Genomic DNA, 15,505 nt, shown 5'->3' on the forward strand with positions numbered 1-15,505 from the left:
CCTCAGTCAACTCTTGATTCGACGATCTGTACGCACGGGAGTCTAGGCCCTGATAAAGACACGGTAAGCAGGCCGTCACGCGCTGGGACACGGCCGGACACGGCGGGAGAGGGGACCGGGGCCGGCTGGTGGGGTTTTCCCCAGGGCGGCCCGGGCGGCGAACTCCATGGCATCGTGCCACGGCACACGGCACGCTGGCCCGTATGACCGCACCAGCACCCAGATCCCTCAGCATCTCCGACGACGGAGAGGACCGTGAGCGGCTGCCGCCCGTGCGCTTCGCCTTCGACGCTCACACGTGGAAGGAGATCGCCCATCTCCTGCTGAACCTGCCGATGTCGCTGTTCGGCTTCGTCTACGTCGTCACGACGGTGTGGGTGAGCGGTGTCCTGACGCTGACGGTGATCGGCATACCCCTGCTCGCCGCGACCCTGGTGGGCGCCCGGCAGCTGGGGAAGCTGGAGCGGGCACGCGCGCGTGCGCTGCTCGGGGTGCGGGTGGAGGAGCCGACCCCGCTGCCGTGGTCCAGGCGCGGTGCGGGCGCCGGGCGGCTGTGGATGACGTTGAAGGACCCGGTGGGCTGGCGGACGCTGTTGTACGACTTCATCCGGCTGCCGTGGGGTGTCCTCACCTTCTGCGTCACGCTGGTCTCGCTGTTCGTGCTGTGGCCGGTGCTGCCGTTCGTCGCGCGCGGGCTGGCGAACGTGGACCGGGCGATGGTGCGCGGCCTGCTGTCGCCCTCCGACGAGCTGGAGCGCCGTATCGCCGAACTGGAGTCGGACCGCGGAGTGGTCGTCGACACGGCCGCCGCCGACCTGCGGCGCATCGAACGGGATCTGCACGACGGTGCACAGGCCCGGCTGGTCAATCTGGCGATGGGGCTCGGCCTGGCGAAGGAGAAGCTGCTGGAGGATCCCGACGCTGCCGCCACGATGGTCGAGGAGGCGCACGGTGAGGTGAAGCTGGCGCTGCAGGAGCTCAGGGATCTCGCCCGCGGGATCCATCCGGCGGTGCTGACCGACCGGGGGCTGGACGCGGCGCTGTCCTCGGTCGCCTCGCGGTGCACGGTGCCGGTCCAGGTGACCGCCGACCTGCCGTCCAGGCCGGCGCCCGCGATCGAGGGCATCGCCTACTTCACCGTCTCCGAGCTGCTGCAGAACATCAGCAAGCACAGCGGGGCGCGTACCGCCTCGGTGGACGTGTGGCGTACCGACGACCGGCTGCTGATCCAGGTACGGGACGACGGGCGCGGCGGGGCGAGCCTGGACGGCGGCTCGGGGATGCGGGGGCTCGCGGACCGGCTGGGCGCGGTCGACGGCCTGTTCGTCGTCGACTCACCGGCGGGCGGTCCCACGACGGTCACCGCCGAGCTGCCCTGGCGCGACCGGTCGTAGGCCGGCGCAGGGGGCGCAGGGAGCGCAGGGAGCGCAGGGAGTAGCGCGGGGGTGGGGAAAACCCCCCTTCCAAGACGCCGACGGACTCCATGGTTCCGCGACCTGCGAGCGAGCAGGGTGGAGATACGGCAGGACAGGGCTGATGAGGCTGGTAGAGGACGGGACGGAGCCGATGGCCACGGAGTACGGGCACGAGTACCGACACGAGCACGGACACGAGTACGAGTACGGGTCCGGGTACGGGTACGGGTACGGGCAGGACCAGGGACACGGCTTCGGCTCCGAGCCGTACGGCGGGCGTCGGCACCGGGTGCCGGCGGTGTTGCGGGCGCCGTTCGAGGCGCGCAGCTGGCGTGAGTTCGGCTATGTCCTGCTCGGCCTGCCGGTCGGCGTCACGCTGTTCGTGTGGGCCGTGACGATGGTGTCCCTCGGCGTCGGTCTGGTGGTGACCTTCATCGGGATCCCGCTGCTGGCGGTGGCCCTCGCCGGATGCCGCGGCTTCGGGACACTGGAACGGGCACGCGCGCGTGGGCTGCTGAAGCTGGACGTGGCCGACCCCGAGCCGCTGCGGATGCGCAAGCCGGGGTTCTTCGCCTGGGTCGGGGCGGTGCTGAAGAGCGGCACGTCCTGGCGTCATCTGCTCTACGCGGTGCTGCAGTTCCCCTGGTCGGTGTTCTCCTTCGTCGTCGCCCTCAACTTCTGGACGTACGGCTGGGCGCTGCTGACGTACCCGCTGTGGTTCTGGGTGTTCCCGGTGTGGGTCGGGCAGGGCGGGATCCAGCTGTACGGCGACGCGCACCACCACGTCTACCTCGACAACCCGTTCGAGATCACCGTGACCGCGCTGGTCGGACTGGTGTTCACCCTGGCCACGCCGTGGATCGTCCGGGCGCTCACGCTGGTGGACCGGGTGATGGTGAACGGGCTGCTGGGGCCGTCGAAGCTGGCGTCGCGGGTGGTGGAGCTGGAGTCGGACCGGGGGGTCGTGGTGGACACGGCCGCCGCCGACCTGCGGCGGATCGAGCGGGACCTGCACGACGGGGCGCAGGCGCGGCTGGTGGCGCTGGCCATGGATCTGGGGCTGGCGAAGGAGAAGCTGCGGGAGGATCCGCAGGTCGCGGCGCGGATGGTGGACGAGGCGCACGGTGAGGTGAAGACCGCGCTGCAGGAGCTCAGGGACCTGGCCCGCGGGATCCATCCGGCGGTGCTGACCGACCGGGGGCTGGACGCGGCGCTGTCCTCGGTGGCCTCGCGGTGCACGGTGCCGGTGCGGGTGGAGGTCGACCTTTCGGAGCGGCCGGCGGCGGCGATCGAGGGGATCGCGTACTTCACGGTGTCCGAGTTGCTGCAGAACGTCAGCAAGCATGCGCGGGCGCGTGAGGCGGCGGTGGATGTGTGGCGGAGCGAGGACCGGTTGATGCTGCAGGTCGTGGACGACGGGGTGGGGGGTGCGGACACGGCGAGCGGGTCGGGGCTGGCGGGGCTGGCCGAGCGGCTGGACGCGGTCGACGGGATCCTGGTGGTGGACTCGCCGGTGGGCGGGCCCACGCGGGTGACGGCGGAGCTGCCCTGGCGTGGCTGAGGGGGGTTCTCCGTCCCCGTCGCCCCTACCCGTCCCGTCCTTCCAGGGGGTGGGCCCCCTTCGACCGCCCGGTTCGGGGGCTGCCGCCCCCGGGCCCCCGCTTCGGCCTCCGGCCTCGTCCTCAAACGCCGGACGGGCTGAGTTTGGTGCCGGACGGGCTGAGATGTGGTGCCGTACGGGCCGTGCGTCGGTGCCGTACGGGCCGAGTTTTGGTGCGTACGGCCTGGGATGTGGCGCCGACCGGCCTGTTTTCGTTTGACTCCTGTCGTTACCCGCAGGCACTCCGATCCGAATGCTGGAATGCTGGACTTTCCGACAGGGCAGGCATGTACGCCGGACGGGCTGTGGGGGGCCGGGAGATCGTGGAGGACAGGGTGCGGGTGGTCATCGCCGAGGATTCCGTGCTGCTCAGAGAGGGGCTGACCCGGCTGTTGACGGACCGGGGGCATGACGTCGTCGCGGGCGTCGGGGACGCGGAGGCGCTGGTCAAGACCATCGCCGACCTGGATGCACAGGACGCGCTGCCGGACGTGGTCGTCGCGGACGTACGGATGCCGCCGACACACACCGACGAGGGCGTACGGGCCGCCGTACGGCTGCGGAAGGCGCATCCCGGGCTCGGGGTGCTGGTGCTGTCGCAGTACGTGGAGGAGCGGTACGCCACCGAACTGCTGGCCGGTTCCAGCCGGGGCGTGGGGTACCTGCTGAAGGACCGGGTCGCCGACGTGCGGGAGTTCGTGGACGCCGTGGTGCGGGTCGCCGAGGGCGGTACGGCACTCGATCCGGAGGTCGTCGCCCAGTTGCTCGGGCGGAGCCGGAAGCAGGACGTCCTCGCCGGCCTCACCCCGCGGGAGCGGGAGGTGCTGGGGCTGATGGCCGAGGGGCGGACGAACTCGGCGATCGCCCGGCAGCTGGTCGTGAGCGACGGGGCCGTCGAGAAGCACGTCAGCAACATCTTCCTCAAGCTGGGGCTCTCCCAGAGCGACGGTGACCACCGGCGCGTTCTGGCCGTTCTGACGTATCTGAACTCCTGACGGACCGACGGCACCGTGTCGGCACCCGAAGGCGGCCAGGGGGAGGGAAAATCGTGACAAGTCAGGGCGACAGGTCGTCTCAGAACTCCGTCCAGCATGCGAGCGGGCACGGGAAGGCGACCCTAACCGACGTAGGGTTGATTGCGGGATGGTCGGTGGGACGGCCACCCCCGGACAGCCGCCTCGAAGGAGGTCCAGTTCAGTGACCAGCCAGGTCAGCAGGACAACGGAACAGGCCGACGGAACCGTCGTGGGAGAGCAGCGCAAGCCGGGCGGTGTGAAGGCCGTCCGGCGCCTCGATCGGGTGATCATCCGGTTCGCGGGGGACTCGGGTGACGGTATGCAGCTCACCGGTGACCGGTTCACGTCGGAGACCGCGTCCTTCGGCAATGATCTGTCGACCCTGCCGAACTTTCCCGCCGAGATCCGCGCCCCCGCAGGCACACTGCCGGGGGTTTCGTCTTTTCAGCTGCATTTCGCCGACCACGACATCCTCACTCCCGGCGACGCGCCGAACGTGCTGGTCGCGATGAACCCGGCGGCGCTGAAGGCGAACATCGGGGATCTGCCGCGCGGCGCGGAGATCATCGTCAACACGGACGAGTTCACCAAACGGGCGATGCAGAAGGTCGGCTACGACACCTCACCCCTGGAGGACGGTTCGCTCGACGGGTACAGCCTCCATCCGGTGCCGCTGACCACGCTGACCGTGGAGGCGCTGAAGGAGTTCGACCTCAGCCGCAAGGAGGCCGAGCGCAGCAAGAACATGTTCGCGCTCGGCCTTCTGTCATGGATGTACCACCGGCCGACCGAGGGCACGGAGAGGTTCCTCCAGCAGAAGTTCGCCCGCAGTCCCGAGGTCATGAAGGCCAACCTGGCGGCGTTCCGCGCGGGCTGGAACTTCGGCGAGACGACCGAGGACTTCGCCGTCTCCTACGAGATCGCCCCGGCGACGACCGCGTTCCCGGTCGGCACGTACCGGAACATCTCCGGGAACCTGGCGCTGGCCTACGGCCTGGTCACCGCGTCCCGGCAGGCGGAGCTGCCGCTGTTCCTCGGGTCGTACCCGATCACCCCGGCCTCCGACATCCTGCACGAGCTGTCCAAGCACAAGAACTTCGGTGTGCGGACCTTCCAGGCGGAGGACGAGATCGCCGGCATCGGCGCGGCCCTGGGGGCGGCGTTCGGCGGCTCGCTGGCCGTGACGACGACCTCCGGCCCCGGTGTCGCCCTGAAGGCGGAGACGGTGGGGCTCGCGGTCTCGCTGGAGCTGCCGCTGCTGGTCGTCGACATCCAGCGGGGCGGGCCGTCCACGGGGCTGCCGACCAAGACCGAGCAGGCCGACCTGCTGCAGGCGATGTACGGCCGCAACGGCGAGGCGCCGGTCCCGGTGATCGCCCCGCGCACCCCGGCCGACTGCTTCGACGCGGCGCTGGAGGCGGCCCGGATCGCGCTGACGTACCGGACGCCGGTGATGCTGCTCTCCGACGGCTACCTGGCCAACGGCAGCGAGCCCTGGCGGATCCCGGACCTGGAGGAGCTGCCCGACCTGCGGGTGCAGTTCGCGACCGGCCCCAACCACACCCTGGACGACGGCAGCGAGGTCTTCTGGCCGTACAAGCGGGATCCGCAGACCCTGGCCCGGCCGTGGGCGGTCCCGGGCACGCCCGGCCTGGAGCACCGCATCGGCGGCATCGAGAAGCAGGACGGCACGGGCAACATCTCCTACGACCCCGCCAACCACGACTTCATGGTCCGCACCCGGCAGGCCAAGATCGACGGCATCGACGTCCCCGACATCGAGGTGGACGACCCGGACGGGGCGCACACCCTGGTGCTCGGCTGGGGATCGACGTACGGGCCGATCACGGCGGCGGTACGGCGGCTGCGCGCGGCCGGCGAGCCGATCGCGCAGGCACACCTGCGCCACCTCAACCCGTTCCCGAGGAATCTCGGCGCGGTGCTGAAGGGGTACGACAAGGTGGTGATCCCCGAGATGAACCTCGGTCAGCTCGCCACGCTCATCCGGGCGAAGTACCTGGTGGACGCGCATTCGTACAACCAGGTCAACGGCATGCCGTTCAAGGCCGAGCAGCTCGCCACGGCGCTCAAGGAGGCCATCGATGACTGATGCGATCGACGCCACCGACCAGCTGCTCCAGCTCGTGCCGAAGGCCGAGGCCAAGCAGTCCATGAAGGACTTCAAGTCCGACCAGGAGGTGCGCTGGTGCCCGGGCTGCGGTGACTACGCGATCCTCGCCGCCGTCCAGGGGTTCATGCCGGAGCTGGGGCTGGCGAAGGAGAACATCGTCTTCGTCTCGGGCATCGGCTGCTCGTCGCGTTTCCCGTACTACATGAACACGTACGGCATGCACTCCATCCACGGCCGTGCCCCCGCGATCGCGACCGGGCTGGCGACCAGCAGGCGCGACCTGTCGGTGTGGGTGGTGACCGGTGACGGTGACGCGCTGTCCATCGGCGGCAACCACCTCATCCACGCACTGCGCCGCAACGTCAACCTGAAGATCCTCCTCTTCAACAACCGCATCTACGGGTTGACGAAGGGGCAGTACTCACCGACCTCCGAGGTCGGCAAAGTCACCAAGTCGACACCGATGGGCTCGCTGGACGCCCCGTTCAACCCGGTGTCGCTGGCGATCGGCGCGGAGGCGTCCTTCGTCGCCCGCACCATCGACTCCGACCGCAAGCACCTGACCGAGGTGCTGCGCGCGGCTGCCGCCCACCCGGGCACGGCCCTGATCGAGATCTACCAGAACTGCAACATCTTCAACGACGGCGCCTTCGACGCGCTCAAGGACAAGCAGTCGGCCGAGGAGGCGGTGATCCGCCTGGAGCACGGCAAGCCCATCCGCTTCGGCGCGGACAACGCGCGCGGTGTCGTGCGCGACCGGCTCACCGGCGACCTGAAGGTCGTCGACGTGACCGCGGACAACGAGTCCGAGGTCCTCGTCCACGACGCCCACTCCCCCTCCCCCACCACGGCCTTCGCGCTGTCCCGGCTGGCCGACCCGGACACCCTGCACCACACGCCCCTCGGCGTCTTCCGCTCGGTGGAACGGCCCGTCTACGACGTGCAGATGTCCGAGCAGCTGGACACCGCGACCGAGCAGCGCGGCACGGGCGACCTCGCGGCGCTGCTGGCCGGCGGGGACACCTGGACGGTGGTGGGCTGACCCCGCGAAGCCATGAGCGCATGAGTGTGAGCGGGGCCCGGACGACGCGCGTCCGGGCCCCGCCCGCGTCCTCAGGCGCGCTTGGCGTCGTCGTACGCCTCCCTGGCCCGTTCCACGTCCGCCATGCGCCGCTCGGTCCACAGGGCCAGGTCCCGTACCTGCCGGGCGGCCTCGCGGCCGAGGTCGGTGAGGGAGTAGTCGACGCGGGGCGGGATGACGGGCTTGGCGTCGCGGTGGACGAGGCCGTCGCGTTCCAGGGTCTGCAGGGTCTGGGTGAGCATCTTCTCGCTGACCCGGCCGATCGCACGGCGCAGCTCGCTGAAGCGGTGCGGGCGGTCGAGGAGCCGGATCAGGACCAGGACGCCCCAGCGACTGGTGACGTGCTCCAGGACCAGTCGGTACGGGCACATCTCCTCGCCGACGACGTACGTCTCGGCCCTCGGGGCCGATGCTTCGGCTTCGGTCTCGGCTTCGACGACTTCGACTCCGGCTTCGGTTCTGGCTTCGGTTCTGGCTTCGGAGGCACTTACTGGCATGCAAGTACCTTACTTCAAAGTGGGTACTTTCTTCTGGTTAGCGCTCGCCCTAGGGTTAGTGACATCGGAACCCCACAAGGAGATCGCACACCATGAGCATCGTTGTCACCGGAGCCACCGGACACCTCGGCCGTCACGTCGTGACGCAGCTGCTGGACAAGGTCCCGGCCGAGCAGATCACCGCCGTCGTGCGCGACGAGGCCAAGGCCGCCGACTTCGCCGCCGCGGGCGTGACGATCGCCGTCGCGGACTACAACACCCCCGAGACCTTCGACGGCCTCTTCGCCGCCGGCGACAAGGTGCTGCTGATCTCCGGCAACGAGTTCGACAAGGGCCGCCCGGCGCAGCACAAGGTCGTCATCGACGCCGCCAAGGCGGCCGGCGTCGCCCTGCTGGCCTACACCAGCGCCCCCGGCAGCCTGCACGCCTCCCTGGTGGACGACCACCGGGCCACCGAGGAGACGCTGCTCGCCTCCGGCCTGCCGTACACCCTCCTGCGCAACGGCTGGTACCACGAGAACTACACCGAGAACCTCGCCCCCGTCCTCGCCCACGACGCCGTCGTCACGGCCGCCGGCGAGGGCCGGGTGTCCTCGGCCTCCCGCGCCGACTACGCCGCCGCCGCGGTGGCCGTGCTCACCGGCGAGGGCCACGAGAACCAGACGTACGAGCTCGGCGGCGACGTCGCCTGGAGCTTCGCCGAGTACGCGGCCGAGCTCTCGAAGCAGACCGGCAAGGAGATCGCCTACAACTCCGTGCCCGCCGAGGCGATGCAGTCCATCCTGACGGGCGCCGGCGTGCCGGAGATGTTCGCCGCGATCCTGGTCGACGTCGACGCGTCGATCGCCAAGGGCGAGCTGGTCGTCGACTCCGGCGACCTCTCCCGCCTGGCCGGCCGCCCGACCTCCCCGCTCTCCGAGGCGATCACCGCCGCCCTCAAGTAAGCGCACGGAAACCAGTCGCCCCGGCCTGTCATGACCGTATGCCGATACGGCCATGACAGGCCGGGGTGCTCGGCGCTACCTTCGTCCCGGCGTACTGACGAAACTGGGGTGAGGAGGGCCGGTGGCCGACATATCGAAGGGCGAGCGACGGACAGGGCTGGTGAACGGCTTCGCGGCCTACGGGATGTGGGGACTGGTCCCCCTGTTCTGGCCGCTGCTGAAGCCCGCCGGGTCGATGGAGATCCTGGCCCACCGGATGGTGTGGTCCCTCGTCTTCGTCGCCGCCGCACTCGTCTTCGTACGGCGCTGGGCCTGGGCCGGCGAGCTGCTGCGGCAGCCGCGGCGGCTGGCCCTGGTGACGGTCGCCGCCGCCGTGATCACCGTCAACTGGGGCGTCTACATCTGGGCGGTGAATGCCGGGCACGTGGTCGAGGCCTCCCTCGGCTACTTCATCAACCCCCTGGTGACCATCGCCATGGGTGTGCTGCTGCTGAAGGAACGGCTGCGGCCCGCGCAGTGGGCGGCGGTGGGCGTCGGATTCACCGCCGTCGTCGTCCTGGCCGTCGGTTACGGGCAGCCGCCGTGGATCTCCCTCGTCCTCGCTTTCTCCTTCGCCACCTACGGGCTCGTCAAGAAGAAGGTCAACCTCGGCGGCGTCGAGTCACTCGCAGCAGAGACCGCGATCCAGTTCCTGCCGGCGCTCGGCTATCTGCTGTGGCTGGTCGGCCACGGCGAGTCGAGCTTCGTCGACGACGGCGCCGGGCACGCGGCCCTGCTGGCCTCCACGGGCATCGTGACCGCCGTCCCGCTGGTCTGCTTCGGCGCCGCCGCAATCCGCGTCCCCCTCTCCACCCTCGGTCTGCTCCAGTACCTGGCGCCGGTCTTCCAGTTCCTGCTCGGCATCCTCTACTTCCACGAGGCGATGCCCGCCGAGCGCTGGGCCGGCTTCGTCCTGGTCTGGCTCGCCCTCGCCCTGCTCACCTGGGACGCGCTGCGCACCGCCCACCGGACCGCGCGGGCGCTCGCGGCGGCGCCACTACCACGGCCGGCCGCCCCGGTCACGGAGACTCCCGCAAGTCAGGTGTGACGGTCAGAGCCGTCGGCTATAAGTGGGCGGCATGACGCAGACGCCCGCACCCCTGCACTGGAAGCTCGTCGTCGACGCCCGTGACCCGCACGCGCAAGCCGACTTCTGGGCCGCCGCGCTGCACTACGTGGCCGAGGACAACAGCGCGTTCGTGGCCCGGCTGCTGGAACTGGGCGCGCTGCCGGGGGCGGCCACCCTGGAGTACCACGGCCGTCCCGCCTTCCGTGACCTGATCGCCGTACGGCACCCGGACGACCCGTACGACGAGGAGCGCGGGACGGGGCTGGGGCGGCGGCTGCTGTTCCAGCGGGTGCCGGAGACGAAGTCCGGCAAGAACAGGCTCCACATCGACCTGCACGCCGGGGAGGGCGGACGGGCGGACGAGGTGGCGCGCCTGGAGGCGCTGGGCGCGGCCGTGGTACGGCATGTCTCCGAGCCCTCCGGGGCGTGGACCGTGATGGCCGACCCGGAGGGCAACGAGTTCTGCGTGCAGTGACGGCGCCGCTCAGGCGGTCCCGGCCGCTCGGCGGGCGCGTTCGGTGAGGCGGGCCATCCGGGCGCGGGCCGAGTCCAGCTCCTCGGTGTCGTCGGCGGCCGGGCCGCCCTCGGCGGCGAGCTGCGCCCACAGGTCGATCAGCTCGCGGCCCAGGCGCAGTCCGTGCTCGGGGTCGCGCACGGCACGCCAGGCGGTCGCCGCGCTCCGCACGTTCCCGTACGCCGCCTCGCCGTCCCGCGCCTGCCGGCGCTGCCGGGCCAGGTCGAGGGAGAGGTGGAAGGCCCGCAGCGGGTCGCCCGCCAGGTAGGAGATGTACGCGGTCAGCTCGCCCAGGTGCAGCACCTCGGTGTGGTTCTCGCCGAGGACCGCGGCGGCCTTCGCCACGGTGCGCTCCGCGAGCTCGGCCGCCGCCTCGATACGGCCCGTCCGGACGGCCTCGTTGATCCGCGCCACCGGCTCGCTGAGCAACGCGGCCCCTTCCGCCGTCAGCGTCACGGGCTCGTCCCCGAGCACCTCCTCGGCGACCGCGTCGAAGCCGCGGGCGGGGGTGGGGGTGGAGCGGGGGTCCGGATCGGGATCGGGGTCCGGGTCCCGGTCGGCCGGCGGTGCTTCGGGGGCGGCGGTGACGGCCGTCCCCGAAGCACCGGAGGCCGGAGCAGGGGCAAGGGGGCTCATCACGGGCGGCGGGCCGAAGACGCCGGTGGGGGGCCGCACGGTGCCCGGCGCGGGCGGCAGAGCCGACAGGGAGGGCGGCGGTGTCGGCGGGGCAGCGGGCGGCTGCGGCACCGCCTGCACCGCCTGCACCGCCTGCACCGCCTGCACCGCCTGCACCGCCTGCACCGCCTGCACCGCCTGCACCGCCTGCTGCGGGAACGCCGGTGCCGTCGGTGCGGGTTGTTCCTTCGGTTCGGCGGTCTGTTGGGCCAGTCGTACCGGGTCGCCGGTGAAGCTGCTGGAGCCGTCCAGGTTCACCTGGAGGGGAACGACGTAGCCGATGCGGGTGTCGTGGACGGTGGCGAGGACCGGGCGCCCTGTGGTGCGGGCGAGGCGCTGGAGGTGGTTGAGGACCGCCTGCTGGGGTTCCTCACCCGGGCCCGGGAACAGCGGTACGCCGTCCACGGACGCGGTCGCGCCCGCCACCCGGACGTCGACCGGTGCCAGGCGCCCCTCCTGCTGGACTTCCCGCTTCTCCTCGCGGCTGAGTCGGGACATCGGCCCTCATTCCCCCGGCGTCACCATCCGGTCGTACCCAGGTCGTACTCGTGCGTACGATCCAGTGTCTCCGCTCGGCACGACTCGCGCGTCACCGCGACGTCACAGCCTCGCACCAGGAAGGGCGGACCGTGCGGGCCCCGCTAGGCGGTGATGTCCCTCGTGGTGAACCGTGCCCAGGCCGCCGATCCGAACACCGCCGTGTACAGGGCCTGCAGCTCCAGGTTCCTGACCAGGTCGTCCCAGTAGACGGGGTCCCGCATCAGGTCGGCGAAGGACAGCCAGTAGTGGGAGAAGAAGTACGGCTGCAGCGCGTGCAGCTGGGGTATCTGGTCGAGGATCTGGACCGTGATGAGCAGGCCCACGGTGGTCGCCATCGCCGCGATGCCGCTGTTGGTCAGGGTGGACACGAACAGGCCGAGGGCGGCGAGACCGGCCAGCGACGCGGCGACGACCAGAGCGATCAGCAGGGCGCGGCCCAGGCCGTCGGCGAAGGAGATCCGGGTGCCGGAGATCGTGGTCAGGTCGCCGAGCGGGAAGAGGAGCGCGCCGACGGCGAGCGCGGAGGCCGCCACCACCAGGGTCGCGACCAGGCAGAAGGCCATCGTCGTCGCGTACTTGGCGAGCAGGAGGCGAGTGCGTCCCGCCGGTGCGACCAGCAGATAGCGCAGGGTGCCTGCGTCGGCCTCGCCCGCGACCGCGTCCCCGGCGACCACCCCGACGGCCATCGGCAGGAAGAACGGGAGGGTCGCGGCGAGCGCCGTGAACACCAGGAACAGTCCGTTGTTGGTGACCTGGGCGATGAACGCCGGGCCGTCGCCGCCGCCCCGGCCGACCTGCCCGTCGCCCCGCGTCTCGATCCTGACGGCGATCCCGACGAGGATCGGCACCGCCGCCAGCACGCCGAGCAGGGCGAGGGTGCGCCAGCGGCGGAACGTGGTGACGAGTTCGCTGCGCAGCAGGCCGAGGCTCCACAGCGGGTTCGGCCGTACGGCCGCTGTGGCCGTCGTGGAGACGGCGGTCAGGTCAGCCCGCGACATCGAAGCCCTCCCCGGTCAGTGCCACGAACGCGTCCTCCAGCGAGGCCCGTTCCACGGTGAAGCCGCGGACCCGGACGCCGGCCGTGACGAGCGCCGCGTTCACCTCGGCGAGGTCGCGCTCGGGCGGCTCGCCGGTCACCCGGTCCTCGGTGACGACGACGTCCGCGACGCCCTGTTCCTTGAGCACCCGGGCCGCTTCCCCGGGGTCCGGGGTGGTCACCACGAGCCGGCCCCGGGCACCGGCGGCCAGGTCGGCCACCGCGCCCTGGGCGATCAGCCGTCCCTGCGCCATGACGGCCGCGTGGGTGCAGACCTGCTCGATCTCGTCCAGGAGGTGGGAGGAGAGGAACACGGTGGTGCCGTCCCCGGCCAGTTCCCGGACCAGGCTGCGGATCTCCCGCATGCCCTGCGGGTCGAGGCCGTTGGTCGGCTCGTCCAGGACCAGCAGCCTGCGGGGCTGGAGCAGGGCGGCGGCCAGGCCCAGGCGCTGCTTCATGCCGAGGGAGTAGGCCTTCGCCTTCTTCGCCGCGGCGGCCCCGAGGCCCACCCGGTCCAGCGCGGCCTCGACGCGGGCGCGCCGGGTGCGCGGGTCGGCGGCGGGGTCGGCGGCGTCGTAGCGCAGCAGGTTGTCGCGGCCGGAGAGGAAGCCGTACAGCGCCGGGCCCTCGATGAGGGCGCCGACGTGCGGCAGGACGACGCGGGAGGCGCGTGGCATCGGATGGCCGAGGACGCGGGCCGTGCCCGAGGTGGGGGCGATCAGGCCCATCAGCATGCGGATGGTGGTGGTCTTGCCGGAGCCGTTCGGGCCGAGGAAGCCGAAGACGCTGCCCGCGGGGACGGTCAGGTCGAGACCGTCCACGGCGAGCTGTCCGCCGCGGTAGCGCTTGGTGAGGCCGCGGGTGTCGATGGCACCCGCGGCCACCGGCGCGCCCTCCGCCGGGCCACCCGGACCCTTCAGGCGCCCGGAGCCTCCGGAGCCCGCGGAGTCACCGGGATTCTCGGCGCCCCCGGAACCCCCGGGGTCCCCGAAGTCCTCCGGCTCCCGCTCCGCGGCGGACGGTCGGTCCATCGGCTCCCTCGATTCGTCGTGCGGCAGAGAGTGCGGCAGAGGGTACTGACCGCACCCGCGCCGCCCTCTCTGCTACCCCGCGTCGGCGGCCTTCACCAGCGCGGCCTTGTCCACGGCGCCGACGTACACCTTCCCGTCGTCCGTGATCAGGGCGTTGATCAGCCGGGTGGAGAAGACGGTGCCCTTGCCGAACTTGCCGGAGACGGGGTCGCCGAGCGAGCCGAGGAAGCCGCTCAGGTCGCCTCCGGAGGCGGAGCCCGAGGCGGAGCCGCTGGGCACGCCGCCCTTGCTGCCACTGTCCAGGACGGCTATGGAGTTCCAGCCCTTGCCGAGGACGTCGAAGCCGGACTTGTCGAGGCCGTCGGCGGAGCCGTGGCCGGGCGTCCCGGAGGCCTTGCCACCCTTGTCCGACCCGTCGGCCTTGCCGCCCTTGCCGATCTCGCCGGCCTTGTCGCCCTCGGTGACCTTGGCACCCTTGGGCGGGGTGAAGTCGAAGGTGGAGGCAGCCGGCTTCGCGAAGCTGACCTGGGTGTAGCCGGCGTCGACGACGGCCGCGCCGCCGCTCGACGGGGTGAGCGTGAACTTCAGCGGCGTCCCGGTCTTGGCGTCCACCGCGATGCTGATCGCGCCGACCGTCGTACCGGACTGCTTGGGCTTGATGACGAGCCGGTAGGCGTCCCGGCCGGCCACCTGGGCGGTGCCGTCGACCGTGACCGACGTGGTGTCGTCGACCGACTTGAGGACCTCGTCGGCGAAGTCCTTGGGCGTGGCCGGGGTCTCGTGCTGCTCGGCCTTGCCGGAGTCGGCGACGGTGGAGTGGTAGACCTCGTCGGACTTGCTGTCGTAGCCCCACACGTCGGTGCCGTTGTGGATGAGGCTGTACTCGGCGCCGCTCTCCAGCACCGACACCTTCTGCTTCTCGGGGCCGTCGGCGGCCACCCGCAGGGTGTGCGTGCCGGAGGCCAGCTCGGTGAGTTTGCTGGTCGGGTCGGCGGACGAGCCGTCGCCGCTGCCCTGCGTCGCCCCGGACAGCAGGCCGCTCTCCAGACCGCCGAGGTCGGGCAGACCGAGGTCGGTGCTGATCTTCACGGTGCCGGACAGCTGCTGCACGTCCGACTTGGCGATCTTGTCGATGAGTTCCTGCGCGGTGATCTTCGGCAGGTCGGGGTCGCCGGAGTCGGCGAGTGCCGGGACCAGGCCGATGGTGGCCGCGGCCACGCCCACCACCGCGACCGGAACGACGTACCGTGCGGTCTTGCGCCGCCGCTCGGCGCGCAACTCGGCGCGCAGCTCGTCCTCGGCCTGCGCGGCCCCCGTGCTGTCGTCGGATTCGTACGGTGCCATGTGTGCCTTACCTCCGTCGTCGGCGGCGGCCGTCCTCGCAGGTGTCCCACCCTGAGCCGCCATTCTCACCCGAATCGGTGAGTGGTGGTGATTTCCGTGGTTTCCATCTCACCAAATCGGGGGCGGGTAGGCGTCAGACCACGGAGCCAACTCGGCGTACGCCTGCGGTATGACAGAACGGCGAAGGCGCCTTCCCCGACCCGTAGGGGTCGTGCGGTGAAGGCGCCTCCTGGCACGCGATGTGCCTGCGCGGATCACGTGCCGTGTCCGCTCGGTGCTGCACGAATTTGTAGTCCGCCCGGTAGGGGACGCCGACGACGGCGCCCGGGGTGCAGGTGCCGGCCGGGGCGACGCCGCCGACGGTGTCGAGGCGCAGGATCTCGCCGGTGCGGGCGAGCAGCCCGTGCTTCGTGGCGGTACGGGTGGCCTTGAGGTCGATTTCGGGGATGTCGCCGCTGCCGTTGGCCGTCTTGGCCGGGACGGCTCCGGTGACCGCGGTGCCGTCGGGTGCGACCGACTGCGGGGTACCGGAGTTCGGCGCGGTGAAGGAGTGGCGGATGCCGCCGAGCCTGG

The 15,505-nt window shown here is 71.3% G+C and carries 14 protein-coding genes; 8 read left to right on the forward strand and 6 right to left on the reverse strand.

What is annotated here, in order from left to right; genetic code table 11:
• Positions 1-203 precede the first annotated feature (203 nt).
• The 5 genes from AB0D74_RS24340 (at position 204) to AB0D74_RS24360 (ending at position 7,204) form a co-directional block, all read left to right on the forward strand.
• Positions 204-1,394 (forward strand): sensor domain-containing protein, encoded by a 1,191-nt coding sequence (locus AB0D74_RS24340; RefSeq protein ID WP_362590652.1) that lies wholly within the window; start codon positions 204-206, stop codon positions 1,392-1,394.
• A 172-nt stretch (positions 1,395-1,566) separates the two neighbouring features.
• Positions 1,567-2,976, forward strand: a complete 1,410-nt coding sequence (locus tag AB0D74_RS24345; protein ID WP_362591190.1) for a sensor domain-containing protein — start codon at positions 1,567-1,569, stop codon at positions 2,974-2,976.
• A 326-nt stretch (positions 2,977-3,302) separates the two neighbouring features.
• Positions 3,303-4,010: a response regulator transcription factor gene (locus AB0D74_RS24350; RefSeq protein ID WP_362590655.1), complete on the forward strand. Its 708-nt coding sequence runs from the start codon at positions 3,303-3,305 to the stop codon at positions 4,008-4,010.
• A gap of 202 nt (positions 4,011-4,212) precedes the next feature.
• Positions 4,213-6,141 carry a 2-oxoacid:acceptor oxidoreductase subunit alpha gene (locus AB0D74_RS24355; RefSeq protein ID WP_362590658.1) on the forward strand — a complete coding sequence of 643 codons (1,929 nt, stop codon included), beginning with the start codon at positions 4,213-4,215 and terminating at the stop codon, positions 6,139-6,141.
• Positions 6,134-7,204, forward strand: coding sequence for a 2-oxoacid:ferredoxin oxidoreductase subunit beta (locus AB0D74_RS24360; protein ID WP_362590660.1), 1,071 nt, complete (start codon positions 6,134-6,136; stop codon positions 7,202-7,204). Before AB0D74_RS24355 ends, AB0D74_RS24360 begins: the two co-directional genes overlap by 8 nt.
• 71 nt (positions 7,205-7,275) lie before the next feature.
• On the opposite strand, the gene AB0D74_RS24365 is transcribed toward AB0D74_RS24360, so the two are convergent.
• On the reverse strand, positions 7,276-7,614 hold the full coding sequence (locus tag AB0D74_RS24365; protein ID WP_362591193.1) for a helix-turn-helix domain-containing protein: 339 nt from the start codon (positions 7,612-7,614) through the stop codon (positions 7,276-7,278).
• A gap of 218 nt (positions 7,615-7,832) precedes the next feature.
• On the opposite strand from AB0D74_RS24365, the gene AB0D74_RS24370 reads away from it, so the two are divergent.
• The 3 genes from AB0D74_RS24370 (at position 7,833) to AB0D74_RS24380 (ending at position 10,267) form a co-directional block, all read left to right on the forward strand.
• Complete coding sequence (locus AB0D74_RS24370; RefSeq protein ID WP_362590663.1) at positions 7,833-8,684, forward strand: SDR family oxidoreductase; 852 nt, start codon at positions 7,833-7,835, stop codon at positions 8,682-8,684.
• Positions 8,685-8,805: 121 nt separating this feature from the next.
• Entirely contained in the window at positions 8,806-9,771 is a 966-nt protein-coding gene (gene rarD / locus AB0D74_RS24375; protein ID WP_362590667.1) for an EamA family transporter RarD, read from the forward strand.
• 31 nt (positions 9,772-9,802) lie between these two features.
• A complete protein-coding gene (locus AB0D74_RS24380) occupies positions 9,803-10,267 on the forward strand; it encodes a VOC family protein (RefSeq protein WP_362590670.1) in 465 nt (154 codons plus the stop codon).
• 9 nt (positions 10,268-10,276) lie between these two features.
• Here AB0D74_RS24380 and AB0D74_RS24385 read toward each other — a convergent pair whose 3' ends face one another.
• The 5 genes from AB0D74_RS24385 to AB0D74_RS24405 form a co-directional block, all read right to left on the reverse strand.
• Complete coding sequence (locus AB0D74_RS24385) at positions 10,277-11,479, reverse strand: tetratricopeptide repeat protein (RefSeq protein WP_362590673.1); 1,203 nt, start codon at positions 11,477-11,479, stop codon at positions 10,277-10,279.
• Positions 11,480-11,622: 143 nt separating this feature from the next.
• Complete coding sequence (locus AB0D74_RS24390) at positions 11,623-12,519, reverse strand: ABC transporter permease (RefSeq protein ID WP_362590675.1); 897 nt, start codon at positions 12,517-12,519, stop codon at positions 11,623-11,625.
• Positions 12,506-13,588, reverse strand: a complete 1,083-nt coding sequence (locus tag AB0D74_RS24395) for an ABC transporter ATP-binding protein (protein WP_362590678.1) — start codon at positions 13,586-13,588, stop codon at positions 12,506-12,508. Before AB0D74_RS24395 ends, AB0D74_RS24390 begins: the two co-directional genes overlap by 14 nt.
• Positions 13,589-13,660: 72 nt before the next feature.
• On the reverse strand, positions 13,661-14,932 hold the full coding sequence (locus AB0D74_RS24400) for a DUF2092 domain-containing protein (protein WP_362590681.1): 1,272 nt from the start codon (positions 14,930-14,932) through the stop codon (positions 13,661-13,663).
• Positions 14,933-15,065: 133 nt separating this feature from the next.
• Complete coding sequence (locus AB0D74_RS24405) at positions 15,066-15,491, reverse strand: DUF3455 domain-containing protein (RefSeq protein WP_362591196.1); 426 nt, start codon at positions 15,489-15,491, stop codon at positions 15,066-15,068.
• Positions 15,492-15,505: the final 14 nt, after the last annotated feature.

Origin of the sequence: Streptomyces sp. NPDC048278 (assembly GCF_040652195.1) — a bacterium.
Taxonomy (GTDB): domain Bacteria; phylum Actinomycetota; class Actinomycetes; order Streptomycetales; family Streptomycetaceae; genus Streptomyces.

Coding starts and splice junctions, on each gene's coding strand:
- AB0D74_RS24340 (WP_362590652.1), top strand. CDS start 204: ATGACCGCACCAGCACCCAGATCCCTCAGCATCTCCGACGACGGAGAG.
- AB0D74_RS24345 (WP_362591190.1), top strand. CDS start 1,567: ATGGCCACGGAGTACGGGCACGAGTACCGACACGAGCACGGACACGAG.
- AB0D74_RS24350 (WP_362590655.1), top strand. CDS start 3,303: ATGTACGCCGGACGGGCTGTGGGGGGCCGGGAGATCGTGGAGGACAGG.
- AB0D74_RS24360 (WP_362590660.1), top strand. CDS start 6,134: ATGACTGATGCGATCGACGCCACCGACCAGCTGCTCCAGCTCGTGCCG.
- AB0D74_RS24365 (WP_362591193.1), bottom strand. CDS start 7,614: ATGTGCCCGTACCGACTGGTCCTGGAGCACGTCACCAGTCGCTGGGGC.
- AB0D74_RS24370 (WP_362590663.1), top strand. CDS start 7,833: ATGAGCATCGTTGTCACCGGAGCCACCGGACACCTCGGCCGTCACGTC.
- AB0D74_RS24380 (WP_362590670.1), top strand. CDS start 9,803: ATGACGCAGACGCCCGCACCCCTGCACTGGAAGCTCGTCGTCGACGCC.
- AB0D74_RS24385 (WP_362590673.1), bottom strand. CDS start 11,479: ATGTCCCGACTCAGCCGCGAGGAGAAGCGGGAAGTCCAGCAGGAGGGG.
- AB0D74_RS24390 (WP_362590675.1), bottom strand. CDS start 12,519: ATGTCGCGGGCTGACCTGACCGCCGTCTCCACGACGGCCACAGCGGCC.
- AB0D74_RS24395 (WP_362590678.1), bottom strand. CDS start 13,588: ATGGACCGACCGTCCGCCGCGGAGCGGGAGCCGGAGGACTTCGGGGAC.
- AB0D74_RS24400 (WP_362590681.1), bottom strand. CDS start 14,932: ATGGCACCGTACGAATCCGACGACAGCACGGGGGCCGCGCAGGCCGAG.